16 protein-coding genes are annotated in these 16,137 nt (G+C 35.9%); 5 read left to right on the forward strand and 11 right to left on the reverse strand.

Annotation, left to right across the window (positions count from 1 at the left end):
* Positions 1–54: 54 nt before the first annotated feature.
* From KYG33_RS02735 to porQ, 5 genes are all read right to left on the reverse strand, one after another.
* Entirely contained in the window at positions 55–555 is a 501-nt protein-coding gene (locus tag KYG33_RS02735) for a phosphoribosyl-ATP pyrophosphatase (protein ID WP_077417775.1), read from the reverse strand.
* A gap of 3 nt (positions 556–558) precedes the next feature.
* Positions 559–867, reverse strand: a complete 309-nt coding sequence (locus KYG33_RS02740; protein ID WP_077417773.1) for a phage holin family protein — start codon at positions 865–867, stop codon at positions 559–561.
* 80 nt (positions 868–947) lie between these two features.
* Entirely contained in the window at positions 948–1,298 is a 351-nt protein-coding gene (locus tag KYG33_RS02745; protein ID WP_047384732.1) for a YtxH domain-containing protein, read from the reverse strand.
* Positions 1,299–1,393: 95 nt separating this feature from the next.
* The gene (cmk, locus tag KYG33_RS02750; protein ID WP_180563664.1) at positions 1,394–2,068 is read right to left on the reverse strand and encodes a (d)CMP kinase; all 675 of its coding nucleotides are present in this window, start codon (positions 2,066–2,068) and stop codon (positions 1,394–1,396) included.
* A gap of 84 nt (positions 2,069–2,152) precedes the next feature.
* The gene (gene porQ / locus KYG33_RS02755) at positions 2,153–3,145 is read right to left on the reverse strand and encodes a type IX secretion system protein PorQ (protein ID WP_219072631.1); all 993 of its coding nucleotides are present in this window, start codon (positions 3,143–3,145) and stop codon (positions 2,153–2,155) included.
* A gap of 167 nt (positions 3,146–3,312) precedes the next feature.
* Here porQ and pyrH point away from each other — a divergent pair, with 167 nt between their 5' ends.
* The gene (gene pyrH, locus KYG33_RS02760) at positions 3,313–4,020 is read left to right on the forward strand and encodes a UMP kinase (protein WP_077417767.1); all 708 of its coding nucleotides are present in this window, start codon (positions 3,313–3,315) and stop codon (positions 4,018–4,020) included.
* A gap of 81 nt (positions 4,021–4,101) precedes the next feature.
* On the opposite strand, the gene KYG33_RS02765 is transcribed toward pyrH, so the two are convergent.
* On the reverse strand, positions 4,102–5,460 hold the full coding sequence (locus KYG33_RS02765) for a lipase family protein (protein ID WP_219072632.1): 1,359 nt from the start codon (positions 5,458–5,460) through the stop codon (positions 4,102–4,104).
* Positions 5,461–5,883: 423 nt separating this feature from the next.
* Between KYG33_RS02765 and frr the strand changes: the two genes are divergently transcribed.
* Positions 5,884–6,438 (forward strand): ribosome recycling factor, encoded by a 555-nt coding sequence (frr, locus tag KYG33_RS02770; RefSeq protein WP_047384743.1) that lies wholly within the window; start codon positions 5,884–5,886, stop codon positions 6,436–6,438.
* Positions 6,439–6,670: 232 nt separating this feature from the next.
* Complete coding sequence (locus tag KYG33_RS02775) at positions 6,671–7,732, forward strand: 3-oxoacyl-ACP synthase III family protein (protein ID WP_077417763.1); 1,062 nt, start codon at positions 6,671–6,673, stop codon at positions 7,730–7,732.
* A gap of 88 nt (positions 7,733–7,820) precedes the next feature.
* Here the strand turns inward: KYG33_RS02775 and KYG33_RS02780 are convergent, their stop codons facing one another.
* The 5 genes from KYG33_RS02780 to KYG33_RS02800 form a co-directional block, all read right to left on the reverse strand.
* Complete coding sequence (locus KYG33_RS02780) at positions 7,821–8,456, reverse strand: hypothetical protein (protein ID WP_219072633.1); 636 nt, start codon at positions 8,454–8,456, stop codon at positions 7,821–7,823.
* A 77-nt stretch (positions 8,457–8,533) separates the two neighbouring features.
* Positions 8,534–9,325 (reverse strand): hypothetical protein, encoded by a 792-nt coding sequence (locus KYG33_RS02785; RefSeq protein WP_219072634.1) that lies wholly within the window; start codon positions 9,323–9,325, stop codon positions 8,534–8,536.
* Between the two features lie 108 nt (positions 9,326–9,433).
* Positions 9,434–10,891 (reverse strand): LptF/LptG family permease, encoded by a 1,458-nt coding sequence (locus tag KYG33_RS02790; RefSeq protein WP_077417757.1) that lies wholly within the window; start codon positions 10,889–10,891, stop codon positions 9,434–9,436.
* Between the two features lie 110 nt (positions 10,892–11,001).
* Positions 11,002–11,649 (reverse strand): LolA family protein, encoded by a 648-nt coding sequence (locus KYG33_RS02795; protein WP_219072635.1) that lies wholly within the window; start codon positions 11,647–11,649, stop codon positions 11,002–11,004.
* Between the two features lie 63 nt (positions 11,650–11,712).
* The gene (locus KYG33_RS02800) at positions 11,713–14,274 is read right to left on the reverse strand and encodes an FtsK/SpoIIIE family DNA translocase (protein WP_077417753.1); all 2,562 of its coding nucleotides are present in this window, start codon (positions 14,272–14,274) and stop codon (positions 11,713–11,715) included.
* 374 nt (positions 14,275–14,648) lie between these two features.
* Here KYG33_RS02800 and KYG33_RS02805 point away from each other — a divergent pair, with 374 nt between their 5' ends.
* Both KYG33_RS02805 and KYG33_RS02810 read left to right on the forward strand, forming a co-directional pair.
* The gene (locus KYG33_RS02805) at positions 14,649–15,290 is read left to right on the forward strand and encodes a cysteine hydrolase family protein (RefSeq protein WP_077417751.1); all 642 of its coding nucleotides are present in this window, start codon (positions 14,649–14,651) and stop codon (positions 15,288–15,290) included.
* Between the two features lie 66 nt (positions 15,291–15,356).
* On the forward strand, positions 15,357–15,932 hold the full coding sequence (locus KYG33_RS02810; protein ID WP_077417749.1) for a Crp/Fnr family transcriptional regulator: 576 nt from the start codon (positions 15,357–15,359) through the stop codon (positions 15,930–15,932).
* Positions 15,933–16,137 lie beyond the last annotated feature (205 nt).

Here is a 16,137-nt window from a genome sequence, read left to right on the forward strand (position 1 = left end):
GGGCTTAGGGAGTGAAAATATAACATTATTTTCTAAATCCTAAGCCCTAATTCCTTATATCAATTGTTCCATGCTGGAAACACTTTTATTTTTCTGATATACTTCCATCTTTTTTCTGACATACTTCAACGCTATAGGAGCGAGGTAGATTAATGCCGCACCAATCAGTTTTTTCTTCCAGTTGGAGCTTTTCATATTCTTTTTGGCGTAGTTTCCTACGATAGCGGTAACCCCTAGTTTAACAAGGCTGTCCGTAATATTCCCTCCTTTGAAAGCGGAGCTTGCAATTCCTACAGCTGTATTTTTGTTAATCAGTAGATCTTTTACTTCTGAGGTAAGCTGTTTGGCAATGACGTCCTTTCTCAGAACCACTTTTTCATCACCGTCTTCATCTATTTTTTCCTGAAGATATTGGTCGCTTAATCCATTGGTAAATGCACTTAGGCTTTCCTTTGTGTTTTTGAAGGTAAGAAGATTCTCCAGATCATTTATTTCACCTTGAAGCAGTTTTTTCTTTCTTCTTAATTCTTCTATGCTCTCGTATTTTCTGCCCATAGTTTAATGATTTAAAAATTTAATAACCTGATCTGCAACAGCATTTACGATCTTCGTTTTGAAGGCAACAACAAATGCCATTACCAGTGCATAGAATGCAGCAACAATTAAGAATCCGTAAGAGTAATTATCCAGTGCTTTTCCAATAAGGAAAGCGATTCCAAAATTGAAAAGGATAATAAAAAAAGCAAAAGCAACAAGCAGTACTACAAAGTAAGTAATGAGCCCGGCAGAAAGGGACGACTTTTCAGTCGCTTCAATTTTCAGAAGATCTATTCTCTTGGAGGCGTATTCTTTAATAGTTTCTATCATTGTTTTTTTTTAAAGTTACAAAAAAAGGAACTTTTGCACAAAAGTTCCTTTCTGTAATTTACTTAAAAAAGATAAATTACTTATTTTTTCAGATCATTCAGTTCTGCTTCTACATCTTTTGCCAAATCTGCAGTTTTAGAAACAATTTGATCTTTATATTTGTCATATCCGTCTTTCACAGTATGTGCTACGCTGTTTGCAGTTTCTTTGAAAGTAGAAGAAATATTGCCATATTGGTCTTTTACTTTTTCAGAAACCTCTCCGTATTTATTTTTAGCCTGATCTTTAAGATCATTTGCCTTATCCTTTATTTTTTTTCTGGTTTCTTTACCTTCTTCCGGTGCATAAAGCATTCCTAAGATTACACCTGCCGCAGCACCTGCAAGAAGTCCTGCCAATATACCTGCTGTATTATTTCCTTTTCTAGACATTTTAAGTTTTTTAATAATTAATAATAGATTAGTTTTTACAGTAATAAAACTTACAATTTGTATACCAAAGGGGGCTTGAGGCCTATTAAAAATTGTTAAATCTTTTCGATGTGAGATAAAATAAGTTCAATAGTTTCTTCTTTGGTCAATTCTGAGTTATCAATAACGATAGCGTCTTCAGCCTGCTTCAAAGGGGCTATTTCGCGCTCGCTGTCAATCTTATCACGCTCTATAAGGTTCTGCTTTACCTGCTCTTTATCTGCTTCAATTCCCATACCTTGCAGTTCCAGGAACCTTCTGCTGGTTCTTTCATCAATACTGGCAGTAAGAAAGAATTTATAGTCCGCATTTGGCAGAACTACTGTCCCAATGTCACGTCCGTCCATAATGACACCTCCTTTTTCTGCCAAAGTGCGCTGTGACTGAAGCAAAAAGTCTCTTACTTCTTTTTGTTTGGCAACAAGGCTTACATTGTCAGATACTATATTGGTACGGATTTCTTTGGAGATATCCGTGTCATTAAGAAAAAGGATAAGTGTTCCGTCGTTGTTTTTAAACTCAAGGCGGATCTGGTCTAAGGAAGAGAATAATGTATTCAGATCAATTCCTCCATTTTCGTCCAGACAATGCTGCAATGCATACCAGGTAACTCCTCGGTAAAGAGCTCCTGTGTCCATATGAATAAGTCCCAGTTTATCTGCAATGATTTTAGAGATAGAACTTTTTCCGGTAGACGAGTACCCATCGATAGCAATTACAGGTTTTTTCATACTGCAAATTTCAAGATTTTTTCTTAAAAATCAAGAGGAAGTAAGAAAATTTCAGAATAATTAAGAAAATTTCAGCCGAAAAGATTACTCTCCTCTGTGGCTGGAAAGGTCCATGGAAATTCCTATCTGATTGACATTGGAAGAGTTGTGATATCTTACATGAGCATAATCTATGCGGAATCTGGAAACTTTTACTCCAAATCCTGCAGAAAGTCCTGAGAAGTTTCTTTGATCTGCAACTGCCAGCTCATTTCCTCTTTTTACATTATATCCCAATCGGATGTTGAAGTTTTTTTCCGGAAACAATTCAGCTCCCAATGAAAAGTGATCTGCTATTTTTCTGCCGGCATTCACTTTCTGTCCGTCCAGGTTATATTCTGAAGAAATATCAAATTTCTGAAGATCATGCGCTGTAATAGTAATTGCAAGAGGGAAGTTCTTGATTATTTTGGTATACCCAAGATCAATTCTGAAAGGAAGATTCTCTCTTGTTCCATTGAATGACTTCAGCTGAAAACCAAAATTTCTCATCACAAGAGAAGCTACTTCTTTGTTCTTTTTATTATGATAGGTAACTCCCGCTGTTCCTGAAATTGCGGAAGAAGTATAGTTGTCAATTTTTGAGGTAACGAAATTAAGCCCTCCACCAATCGTCCAGTCTTCTTCAAACTGGTAGGCATAACCTGCACCAATGGCTACATCCGAAGCCTTGAATTCTCCGTTTTCGAAACCGCTTTCGTCCGTTCTCGGTGTACTTCCATAGCTCATATACCTGGCGTTGATGGTAGCCATATGGCCATTCTCAAAGTCTTTGGCATAAGCAATAGTTCCGTATTTTGAATCGGCAAGATAAGCTGTTGCGTTTACAGAAAGCTGTTTGTCAGAATCTCTATTTAACAGGGCAGGGTTTGCAATAGCAAAGGAAACATCATAATCTCTTATCGAAATTGCATCACCACCCAAAGCAGCCTGTCTTGCAGATACAGGTACATTTAAGAACGGATAAACATTTGTTCCTGTTTGCGCATAAGAAACAATTCCTGATAGAAATAATGAAAAAATGATAATTTTCTTCAACTCAATTTATAATTAATGCAAAAATAATCCTTTTTCGTACTTTTCAAAATATTTCTTACATTATTTCTATTTAAATATTTTTCTTTCATCAATATCTTTAATGATTATATTTGCAAAATCAAATTCAGGGGAAACCCATACTAATAAAAAGTTACTAAAAATAAAAGATGAAATATAAAAGAATCCTTCTGAAACTAAGCGGTGAGGCCTTAATGGGAAACAGACAATATGGTATTGATACCGAAAGACTGCAGGAATATGCCGTTGAGATCAAGAGAGTAGTCGAAAAAGGCTGTGAAGTTGCGATCGTCATTGGAGGAGGAAATATTTTCCGTGGTGTTGCAGGAGCTGCAAAAGGTATGGATAGAGTGCAGGGAGACTATATGGGAATGCTGGCAACTGTAATCAATGGTATGGCATTGCAGGGAGCATTGGAAGATGCAGGAATCAAAACAAGACTTCAGTCTGCTATCGAAATGGATAAAGTAGCTGAACCTTTCATCAAAAGAAGAGCTGTAAGACACCTTGAAAAAGGAAGAGTCGTAATCTTCGGAGCAGGTACAGGAAACCCTTATTTTACTACAGATACAGCGGCTACTCTAAGAGCAATCGAAATTGGAGCTGATGTGATCTTAAAAGGAACAAGAGTAGACGGAATCTATGACAGCGATCCTGAAAAAAATGCTGATGCTGTAAAATACAATTCATTATCTTTTGATGAAGTATTTGAAAAAAACCTTAAGGTAATGGATATGACTGCCTTTACCTTGAGCCACGAAAACAAGTTGCCAATTATTGTATTCGATATGAATAAAGATGGTAACCTGTCAAAAATTGTAGACGGAGAGAATGTAGGTACTTTGGTTAATTTATAATCAATCCTAGAACTAAAAAATATAAGAACACCTGCCATGATTATTGTGGCAGGTGTTTTTGTTTTATATTGGTTTTAATATTTATTGATCTGCCTCAACATTTTGCGTGGCATTTTCCTTTTCAACCAACGTGTAATGGGAGAAAACCCATTCAATGATCTGATTTATTATTTTCATGATCATCTCAAGTTCGGTCACCGCAGTTACTCCCGGTACCAGTTTCACAACATCAGGTTTGGGTAATGGCTGTTGTAAAATAAGACCGTTTACCTGAGGATCAGACTTTGTCGCGGGAATACCATTATACATGCCCACATGTTGTACTGATAACTGAAGCATATAGTCTTGCAAAGTTTCAGGAGGTGTTTTGATGCTAATTGAGGAACTGCTTGAGTGTTGCAGCTGACCTGGAAGCGATTGGTTTTGTATTCTTGTATAGCTGGCTCCTGATTTTGAAGAATCATCAATAGCCATCTTCTGTAAAGCATTTAATATGCCGGCCGTCATATGTGTAGGAGCCTGACCATATATTGTTGCAATTTTTTCCAGTTCTGATACCGGCCAAGCATGAGGCACTACGTCCAAATCATTCCAGTGCATGGTATTCCAGCTTTGGTAAGTACCTGCTTGTTGCTGCCATCCTGGTGGTAACGGTGGAAATTTACTGTTGAACAGGCTTGCAAATGCTGCCTCGCCCGGAGTTGGTCCGGCGGTAGGATATACAAGCGTTACACCGAAAGCATTCAGATCTTTATTTTCTTTCAGATAAAGGGCAAGAGTAGGTGATAATGCTCCTGCAAGACTGTGTCCGCAAAATATAATAGCTGTACCGGGTTCCGGATGTAAGCCTGCAAGAAACTGCTGCAGTGTCGTATTCGGGGAAGCTGCAGAATGAGGGCTTTCAAGTCCGAGAAGGATACTTACACCGGTAGCTGTACCTTTTGAAATATAAGGGTCTGTACCATTATAAGCTGTTGGAACGAAATTGGAAGGATTATAAGTCGTCCAGTTCACCACTTCTGAAACTGAGAAATCTTCTGTTTCCCAATCGTAAAGTGATGAAGGATTAGTTGCTGCAATAGCCACAACGTAAGCAGGCAGTGTAGGACCTCCCGGAAATGCGAGAGCATCACATTTAGCTACATATAATGCATTATCAGCAACTCCTGTAGGAAAACCCTTTTCATCTTTTTCTTCAATCAGGGCAGGTCCCCAGACAAGATCCCAGCTTCCTAATACCGGCAAAACTGAAGGGTCAGCTGTTGAAGGCGTTTCCTGGCCCATTATTTTAACAGGAGGAACATTGTTAAAATAAAAAGATAAGTCATACTGAAGCTGTAATTGCAATTGGATACCTAGGCCGTTGTAGCCTCCCGCACGGTTTGCAAGACCTGCCATACCAAATACTTGTTGATAGGCATCTAAAGATGGATTTGTCATAATGTGATTGGTTTAAAATTAGTTGATAAAATGATTATGAATTATTTTACATAAAATTCTCTTTTGTGTGATATTATAATCTTTATTGAGAACTTCATTAAAATGATAAAGTAAAATAAGCCATTAAAAATGGTATACCGGTAAGTAGAAATAACCAAAATATTCTATAGGTATTTGTACCTGAAATTCATCAATTAAGATCATTAAAAACCATCTTCTTTTTTTCAAAGCAAGGACAAGTACGCAAAATACATCTGTGAAATACCTATTATTCAAAAACAATTATTATTTTTGCAGCACTGAATAGCAAAAAATAGTTTTAAACAGTGAAATAACACTGATGTTTACAGGATTTGTAAATTTTAACTGATTGATATTCAGATTAATTAATAGATGTGTAATTTATCAAACTTTAATATAATAATGGAAGAATTAGATCTTATATTAGAATCTGTAAAACAAGACATGGATGCAGCTGTAAAGCACCTGGATCACGCATTTCAAAGAATTAGAGCAGGACGTGCTTCTACATCAATGGTTCAGGATGTAATGGTAGAATATTATGGAGCAATGACTCCTATCAACCAGGTGGCAAATGTTTCTGTTCCGGATGCAATGACAATCTCTATTCAACCTTGGGACAGAACGGCAATCAATGCGATTGAAAAAGCGATCATCAATTCAAACTTAGGCTTTGCACCTTCTAACAATGGGGAAAACATCATCCTTAATGTTCCGCCTTTGACAGAAGAAAGAAGAAGAGAGCTTGCAAAACAGGCTAAAGTAGAAGCTGAGAATACTAAAGTAACTGTAAGAAACGCAAGACAGGATGGTTTGAAAGAACTTAAAAAACTGGACGGAGTTTCTGAAGATGTTGTAAAAGGAGTGGAAGAAGAAATTCAGACCTATACAGACAAATATGTAAAGCTTTGCGATGAGCATCTTAAGACAAAAGAAGCTGAAATTATGAAAGTATAATTTAGGTTTTTTGAAAAATAATAAAGAGGTTTTCGATGGAAAGCCTCTTTTTTTTCTTTTAGATAAGCTTGTTCTGTTGCTTTTAAACTATGTATTTGGTTTTTTTGTTTAGAACTTTATCGTAAAGAGGTCTCATTCCATAATATATTGATGAGTATTTGCGTTAATTCATTATATTTATAGAATTATTCCTGCAGACTTAACTTAAAACAGGAAATTAAACATTTTAAAAGTGATGACGAAGATTATTGGTGTAGGCAACTACATACCATCTGAAATGATAACCAATCTATTTTTTGATAAGCATATTTTTCTTAATGAAAAGGGGATATTATTAAAAGAAAATAATACATCTATTACAGATAAATTAAAAAAAATTACGGGCATTGAAGAAAGAAGATATGCTCATAGTACAGAGGTTACTTCAGATCTTGGATTTATTGCAGCTAAGGCTGCCATTGAAAATGCAGGAATAGATCCTGAAACATTAGACTATATTATTTTTGCCCATAATTTTGGAGATGTTCGTTTTGGAACAATTCAATCCGATGCGGTTCCCAGTCTTGCGGCAAGGGTAAAGCATTTGTTAGGAATCAGAAATAACTTCTGTGTGGCGTACGATGTTCTTTTTGGATGCCCCGGCTGGATTGAAGGAGTGATACAGGCTAATGCATTTATTAAAGCTGGTATTGCCAAACGATGCTTGGTGATTGGCGGGGAAACTCTTTCCCGTGTAGTGGATATTCATGACAGGGACAGTATGATCTATGCTGATGGAGCAGGAGCGGCTGTGCTGGAAGTGAACAACGATGATGACTCCGGAATAAAGGCCCATTTGTCAGCTTCCTATACCTTTGAGGAGAAAGATTATCTGTATTTTGGGAAATCGTACAACAATGAGAAATGCCCGGATACAAAATATATCAAAATGGATGGGCGAAAAATTTATGAATTTGCCTTAATAAATGTTCCTGATGCCATGAAAAAATGTCTGGACAGCAGTGGGTATTCTATCAGTCAATTGAATAAAATTATTATTCATCAGGCTAATGAAAAGATGGATGAGGCTATTGTTAACAGGTTTTACCAATTGTATAATACACCGGTTCCTGAAAATATAATGCCGATGGTTATTCATAAACTGGGAAACAGCAGTGTGGCTACCATTCCGTCTTTGCTGACTATGATTTTAAACGACGAACTGGAACATCATAAAATCCAGAAGGATGATGTGATATTATTTGCTTCTGTAGGGGCAGGAATGAACATTAATGCCTTTGTTTACAAGTTTTAAACTGAGCATGAAAAAAGCTGAAATTATAAAGCATAATTTTTAGTTTTAAAATATAAAAAGAGGTTTCTATTGGAAACCTCTTTTGCTTTTACAGACATTTGATTTGTCCTTTCTGATCTTTATGCTGTAACAGAGATTGATAGTTGGTAAGCAATTTATCGGCATTACACTGCACTTCTTTACTTGGAATATTATCTGCTGTTTTTTCTTTTTGATCAGATTTTATACTGTATTTCTTTTCAAGGCATTTCAGGGGTTTGCCATGCTGAACATAAATACGGGTTTCTGTAATATCATCTTTAGTAATAGGTTTTTCCGGAGTACCACCATCAAAATTCCATACGGTTTCCTGTCTGAATATAAAGAAAGGCTTTCCATCTTTTATAAAATATTTTTCAGATCCGGAGAAATGACTGTGTTCTGCATAAAAATGCTCTATCACTTTGATCTCATTTTTGTCTGAATGAAAAGTGACTTCACCTGAAGGTTCATCATTACAATCATAAATAAACTTTGATTGACTTAGTTTTCTAGTCTCCAATTGAATCTGAAGAGCAGCATATTCTTTTTTTATCTGATCAATGGGATCCGCTGCCATGTTAGTCTGTGCTGAATCCTTTTTTTCGAAAGAACTGTCTATTGAAGCAGGTTTTTTATGAACTGCCTTATCATTTTTACATGAAAAAACAAGAAATAAACCTGCTGTGAGAAATAGGATTTTCATAAGATAAATAGTTTGGTGGCTGGATAAAAATACAAAATAATGGTACAAAAAAGGCCTTCAATTGAAAGCCTTACTTTTTATTTGCAATTTTCATTGTAATCATAAATCACTTCATTGATAATTGAAAGTTTGTCTACTGTTGAATTGCTGATTTCATCTCTAATGAACTTCCCAAGACCGGTTCTTTTCTTCTCTTCATTTTTAAGAGAACCATATTCTCCTTTAGTAATTTTTGCTTTTACATACGGGCAGTCTGCAAGGATTATTTTTGCTTTTGCCGGAGTCAGTTCTTCCACTTTTCCGCCTTTTTTAGAAAAGATATAATTGGGATTTTCTTTTAATCTTTCTGTTTCTGCGTAAGTGATGGCTTGGGTACTGTTTGCTGAAAAAGCTGTCGGATAGCCATACAGTTTATAAACCGTAATTTTTCCCTCCGTTACCACTTCTGCAAACTGATCTGTTCTTGAAAGATTATTGATCGCTTTAAACCCGGCTGCCAAACCTGTTGTGCTTTCTGAACTGTTGAGGGCTTCTCTCATATTCGAATATTTAACTGATTTAAAAATTCTTGGAGTATCACCTTCATACAGCATATATTCTTTGATATCGTCTGTGTCATACGTTTTAAACTTGATCTTGTTTTTTACTTTATCAATATCTGCAATGGCTGCAAATTTTACTTTTAACTGATTTTGCCATGGGCTGGAGTATCCTCCATGCAAATGAACGACACCTTCAGTTTTTTTTCCGCTTTTATCAATAATGTATCCGTATTTTTCACCGTTGTAGGTTCCATTTTCATCCTGTTCCTGGGCATAGGTGTTCAGCGAAACAAGACCGAATAGGCCAATAAGTAGTAATTTATTCATGGTATTGTTTTTTAACTTCGGTAAATATAATTTTTTATATCCAAAATAACTCAACAAAAAAGCTCCGAAAAAAATCGGAGCTTTTTACTTTTATTACTGATACCAGAATTATTGATATCTCTGATGTTCTTTACTTTTTGTAAACCTTTTGGTGATAGGCTTGAATAATGCTTTGTATTTTTCAGCATCAAATAATTGCGAATCTGTAAGGGCTTTATACGTCATCCAAACTCCAAAAGGAAGAAGGATCAGGTTAGGAAGCCACGCTGCAAGATAAGGATTCATTTTCCCGCTCCAGGACATGTTTTCTACCCCAACATTCATTACATAAAAGATAATGAAAATCACAATGGCGATGATTACAGGAAGTCCCATTCCTCCTTTTCTGATGATAGAACCTAAACTTGCTCCAATCAGGAAGAAGATAATACAGGTCACCGAATACGCTACAATCCTTTGCTGATAAATGACAACCTTGCTGAAATATTTTACATTGGAACTGTATTCATTCTTTTTAGACTCCAGTGTAGACTTCAGGTTATCCAGTCTGTTGTAAGAGTTGTAAATGATTTCCAGCTTTTTGTCTCCTTTTACCGTATCCAGTTTGATCTGTGTTTTTGGAGCTACTTTATGCTTGTTGCCCTTATCCATATAAGTTACAACGGAATTGGTCTGGTTAAGAACCTCGGAACCGATATTGTCAAAGAACTGCTTATTGTCTTTTTTGTTTTTGTTAATCGTTCCGTCAAGTTGATTATAGGTCTGAAAACGGTAGTCATCCGTGATCTGCTCTTTTTCGATTGCTTTATTAATGATTTCACTGATGTCAAAGTGGGAAACCAATGTATCAAATTTAATAGCCTGATCGGGCTGTTTCTGTCTTACATTATCGCCTTTTCCGGCAAAGGCATCTTCAAAGACATATCCATTATAGAGTACAAGTTTCAGGAAATTTTTATTAGCTGCCGGAACAAACTTTCCTTTTTCTGCTACAACAGATTGTTGATTTTCATAAGCATTGGCTTTTTTATGTACAAAAACCCCTTCAATATTTTCTCCGTTTTCCCCATATATTTTATCAAACTTTACCATATACCCGGGAATCTGATCAATAAACTGTCCTGGAGTAAAGTTGATTGCCGGTTTTGTCTGGGCAATATTGAAAAGCATGTTCTTGGCCTTTTTCTGAAAATCAGGGATAATATTATTGGAGAAGAAAAACAACATAATCGCAAGGGCTGTTGAAATTCCAAGCAGAGGAGTCATTACCCTGGTCAAAGGAATTCCTGCTGCTTTCATTGCAGCAAGTTCATAGCGTTCTCCAAATTCCCCGAATGACATAATACTCGCGAGGAGGATTGTCAGTGGGAGAACCATGCTTATAACGTTTACTCCAAGATAAAAAAGAAGTTTAAGGATTTGCCAGTAGCTTAATCCTTTTCCCATAAATTGCCCTAGCTGAACCCAGATAATGTTTACAATAAAAATGAAAAACAATACGCTGAATATAAAGAAAAACGGTCCAAAGAAGGTTTTTATGATATATCGGTCTAGTATTTTTACCATGCGCCAAAATTAATCAAAAAGCCACAAAGTTTACTTGTGGCTTTTTATATTTTGTTAATTTTTTAACTTAAAAAGCAAATTTGCGTATTTGCCAATTCACTTTCAGCTTTTTAAAGTTCTGTAATTACGTAATTTTTAAACTTATTTTTGTCAAAAACAAACATATTAGGATCCAGCTGCTGATTTTCTTTGTATTCTTTTATCGCAATTACTGCCACATCTTTGTTGTTTCCGTGTTGTTCCAGTTTTACCATTTGCTTTTTCGCAGAATCTACAAAAATATATACGAACTGTATTCCATTTGCTTTTACCGGAGTAAGTTTAATAAAATCAGCATTCACACCATTGACCATCTTTTTACCATTATAAGTTACATTATAATCGTTTCTGTAAGTCGTAAGGTAGTTGATAGGGGAGAACATGGTACCGCTTCCGTTGGGCTTAGCGACTGTTACTTCCATATCATCTGCATTGATATTGTAAATCTTGCTTCCGTCGAAGATCTGTTCTGTATCCATAATCTTCAGTTTGTATTTTTCTCCCGCAACGTAATAAATACCCGGTTCTGTTTTCGTAACCTGCCCGTTAAGGCCGCTTCCAAAAGAAAATTTGAAGTAAGAATTCTTTTTAGAATTGTAGTTGGCTGTAATATCATCCAATATCTTCTTAGCCTTAGCATCAATCTTCTGAGCATTGGCCATACCTACTGCACCTACAACAAAACTTCCTAATATAACTTTTGAAATAATATTTTTCATTTTTTTATTTAATAATCTTTAGACATTTTTAATTTGGAAAGGTTAAATCATTCGATTTTTCCCTTAACTACGCAGATCTTCCAAAAACTGTTCCAAAGAATGAAGATCGCTGATCAGAACCTCTCTTGCTTTAGCTCCGTTAAAGCCTCCAACAATACCGCTGGCTTCAAGCTGATCCATAATTCTTCCTGCTCTGTTATAGCCCAGTTTCAATTGTCTCTGAAGCATTGAGGTAGATCCCTGCTGAGTGGAAACAATAATTCTGGCTGCATCTTCAAAAAGAGCATCTTTTTCGTTCGGGTCAAAAGCACCTACTGTACTTGTAGAGTCTTCAGAAACATATTCAGGAAGTAAGAATGCAGAAGCATATCCTTTCTGTTCTCCGATAAATTCAGCAAGTCTTTCCACTTCTGGTGTATCTACGAAAGCACACTGAAGTCTCAGGATCTCATTTCCGTTGAAATAAAGCATATCTCCTTTACCAATCAGCTGGTCTGCTCCCGGAGAATCAAGAATGGTTCTGGAGTCTACACTGGAGATTACTCTGAAGGCTGCTCTCGCAGGGAAGTTGGCCTTGATCATCCCTGTAATTACGTTTACAGACGGTCTCTGTGTTGCTACAATAAGGTGGATACCTACAGCTCTGGCAAGCTGTGCCAATCTGGCAATTGGTAATTCAACCTCTTTTCCAGCTGTCATGATCAAATCTGCAAACTCGTCTACTACCAATACGATGTAAGGTAAGAAGCGGTGACCGTTTTCAGGGTTTAACTTTCTTTCTGCAAATTTCTTATTGTATTCTTTTAAGTTTTTACAGAAAGCATTTTTAAGAAGGTCATATCGGGTATCCATCTCAATACACAGAGAGTTCAGGGTATTGATTACTTTATTGGTATCTGTAATGATTGCTTCTTCTGCATCCGGCAGTTTCGCTAAATAATGTCTTTCAATTTTTGAATATAATGAAAGTTCAACTTTTTTAGGGTCTACCATCACAAACTTCAGCTCGCTTGGATGTTTTTTGTAAAGAAGGGAAGTAAGAATGGCATTAATCCCTACAGATTTACCCTGACCTGTTGCTCCGGCCATCAATAAGTGAGGCATCTTTGAAAGATCGGCCATGAAAATTTCATTAGAGATCGTTTTTCCGAAAACCACGGGAAGATCCATATCTGTATTCTGGAATTTCTGAGAAGCAATTACAGAGCGCATAGAAACCATTGTAGGATTTTTTCTTGGTACTTCAATACCAATTGTTCCTTTTCCAGGCATTGGAGCAATAATCCTTATTCCTAAAGCGGAAAGGTTCAATGCGATATCATCCTGCAGTTTTTTAATAGCAGCTACCCGGATTCCTGCTTCCGGTACAATTTCATATAATGTAACAGTAGGACCAATTGTTGCCTTGATCTCTGCAATTCCGACGTTGAAGTTTTTCAGAAGTCCAACGATCTTATTTTTATTTTCTTCTAATTCTTCTTTATTGATGGAAATTTCTTCACTGCCATAGTCCTTCAGCAATTCTACAGGCGGCATTTGGAATTTAGCCAGATCCAGCTTATGATCATACAAACCGTGTTTTTCTACAAGTTCCTGTGATTGCTTCTCAGAATCGTCCAGAATGTCAATTACAGGAGCTACTTCTATATTGAATTTAATATTTTCCTGTGCCGGTGCAGTGTTTACAGCGGAAGATGGAGCAGATGGTCTGATATCAAATGCTTCTTCCGGAGTAGAAACCGGAACAATGGGTTTTGCAGAAAGATTTAAACTTACCGGCTCCGCTTCAAAAGAAGTGTGGTTAGGAGTCGTAATAGTTTCTATATCGGTTGAAACCGGAACTTCTGGAAATCCTTTTGGAATGCTTACAGGTTCTGGTTCTCTCACAGTATTGATTGAATTATTGGAAGTGCTATTGGTAACATCACTTACCGTAACCCGGGATGCAGCTGTTTCTTCAACTTCTTCAGCTTCTTCTTTCAACTCCTCATCTGCCTCGAAATCATCATCAGAATCAGGAATCATAGATTTTACTTTTCCAATAGTATTTTCATTGATCTTATCCAGCTTTGCTTTGATAGAACTTGGACGAAGATTAAATTCAAGAATAAAATATAAAAGAATGCTTGACACTAATACAGTCCATAGGCCTACCGTTCCAATAATAGAATTAAGGTAATCCATAACCTGATATCCGTACACTCCTCCTAAAACACCTTGCCCTTTCGTAAGTGCTCCCATAAAAATCGGAAGCCAGCAGATAAAGAATAAAGAGTGCCCGAAGGTTTTCCATGGTTTGAAGATTTTCTTCTTAAGAATCAGTGTGCCGACTACAAGAAATAAAAATGCAATGATGAATGAAGCAATACCAATACTTTCGAAAATGAAAATATTCCCCAGCCAATCACCAGCCTTGCCAAAGATATTGGAAGATTTTATACTCTTGTCCAGCATTGTTCCTGCCTGGCTTTGGTCTGCTTTCCAGTTCATTAAATAAGAAATGAATGAGAATGCAAGAACAACCGATAAAAGTATAAAAGTAAGCCCGGAAAAAATACGCGGCTTAGATAAAATTTTGCCTGCTTCAGGCGATTCAGTCTGTTTTTTTTGTGTCTTTTTATCCATAATATCAATGTCGCAAATTTAATGTTTTTTCAACACTAAAAGAATCTTTTTTCTCCAAAAAATATTTTGGAAATCCCGCTTTTTACAACGATTATTTAAAATTTGATTAAAAAATATTGTTCGCAATTATAAAATAAAAATAGGGCTATTTTTTTTGTTTATGCAAATCTGATGCTGTTAAATAATATTAACTAATCCATATTTACATTTCTTTAAAAAAGATAATAAAATTTCTGATCTAAATATAGAGAAATGAAAAAAATAATAATATTAAAAATTATGATTGATATTATTTAAGATCAGGGGTGTTTTTTGAACTAGTTCAAAGGTCAGGATTTAAAACAACTATAATTTTGTCTCAGAAAATTTCACACATGGAAAACACATTCAAAACTATTCTGACTTTAGGTCTGATATTTATTTCACTGATTACAATGAACGCACAAAAACAAAAAATGGAAAACACCGCATTATTAATTATCGACGTACAAAATGATTATTTCCCCGGAGGAAAAATGACATTGGAAAAGGCTGAGCAGGCTGGAGAAAATACCAAGAGGATTTTAGAATATTTCAGAAAAAATAATCTGACTATCGTTCATATCAAGCATATCTCAACGAATGAAGGAGCCACTTTTTTTCTTCCGGATACGGATGGAGCCAAGATTAATCAGTTGGTTTTACCTAAAGAGGATGAAAAAATAATCACCAAGCATTTTCCCAACAGCTTTAGGGAAACGGATCTCATGGACTATCTTCAGTTAAAGAAAATCAAAAATCTGGTAATTACAGGAATGATGACGGATGTATGTGTAGAAGCAACTACCAGAGCCGCTTTCGACTACGGTTTTCATAATACAATTATCGGAGATGCTACAGCCACCAGAAACAGGGAGCTTAATGGGGAAGTGGTGAAAGCTGCGGAGGTTCAAAGGTCTTTTTTGGCGGGAATATCTGCTCTTGGAAATCTTTATGCCCAAATAGCGAGTGCCAATGCTTTTTTAAACGGAAAATAACTTAACATAACATAGTTTTGTAAAGGTATCAATAATTTGATACCTTTATTTTGCTTAAATAAAACAATGTCCGATTTACTTCTTAAAAATATTAGTCAATATATACTCCTTTCGCAGGAGGATTTTAAACAGTTTGTAAAGCCATTTGAATACAAAAAGTTTAAAAAGAAAGAGGTTGTTCTCAAAAAAGGAGATTATTGTCTTTTTGAAGGATTTGTTCTGAATGGCTGTTTCAAAATCTATTATCTGAATGAAAACGGATTTGAACAGACTTTATATTTTGCGATAGAAGGATGGTGGATCACAGATATCGACAGTCTGATCAATAATGTTCCGAGTATTCTGAATATTGAAGCCCTTGAAGACAGCGATGTATTGATGATTTCCAAAAAAGACAAAGAGCTTTTGTATGAGACCATGCCTCAGATAGAAAAACTTTTCAGGATCATGAACCAAAAGTCTTCAGTAGCATTGCAGAGAAGAATACTTTCATTAACGGGTAAAACGGCAGATAAACGCTATCTTGAATTTCTTGGAAAATATCCGGGACTGGAACAGAAACTTACCCAGCAGCAGGTTGCTTCATATTTGGGGATTACCCATGAATTTTTAAGTAAAATCAGAAAGAAAATATCATTGTAGAAAATGGTTTATTGTTCTTTTTCTTTTCTCGGGTAATATAATTGAAGTTTATTTATTGAAAATCAGCTGTTTATTTGCTAATGTTGTGTTTTTAAATAGAAGAATTCAATCACTGATATAGGTATTATGAATCTGGATTGAAGCGATTTTTAAAATTGAATTTTCCCTAATCTTTCCAGGCTTATTAAGAATCTTTCAAAATAAG

Origin of the sequence: Chryseobacterium sp. D764, assembly GCF_019317325.1 — a bacterium.
Taxonomy (GTDB): Bacteria; Bacteroidota; Bacteroidia; order Flavobacteriales; family Weeksellaceae; genus Chryseobacterium.